Origin of the sequence: Streptomyces sp. SID12501, from assembly GCF_010550245.1 — a bacterium.
Lineage (GTDB): Bacteria > Actinomycetota > Actinomycetes > Streptomycetales > Streptomycetaceae > Streptomyces.
Genome location: NZ_JAAGLU010000811.1, coordinates 1 through 418, shown reverse-complemented (window position 1 = coordinate 418; position 418 = coordinate 1). Strand labels below are relative to the sequence as shown.

The 418-nt window shown below is 64.8% G+C and carries 1 protein-coding gene; it reads right to left on the bottom strand.

What is annotated here, in order from left to right:
• The coding region (locus tag G3I71_RS48585) for a class II fructose-bisphosphate aldolase (protein ID WP_203733214.1) at positions 1 to 337 on the bottom strand (337 nt) is incomplete at its 3' end.
• Positions 338 to 418: the final 81 nt, after the last annotated feature.

Below are 418 nucleotides of genomic sequence, written 5' to 3'. Positions count from 1 at the left end.
AGATCTCGATCAGCGGGCGGACGTAGGTGTCCAGCTTGTCCTTGGGGCAGTGGTCCGTGTGCAGCGCGACGGTGATGTCGTACTTGGCGGCCACGATGTGCGCGAACTCGGCCAGGGCGGCGGCGCCGGTGACCATGTCCTTGTTGTACTGGCCACCCAGGAACTCCGCACCACCGGTGGAGATCTGGATGATGCCGTCGCTCTCGGCCTCCGCGAAGCCGCGCAGTGCAGCGTGCAGGGTCTGGGTCGAGGTCACGTTGATCGCCGGGTAGGCAAACTTGCCTGCCTTCGCCCGGTCGAGCATCTCGTTGTAGACCTCGGGGGTTGCGATGGGCATGTGTCCGCTCCTTGGATGTGCGGGGAGTGTGCTTATTGCGGGCCCTGACCTGGGGGCGACGTTGCCGTCGTCGCTATCTTT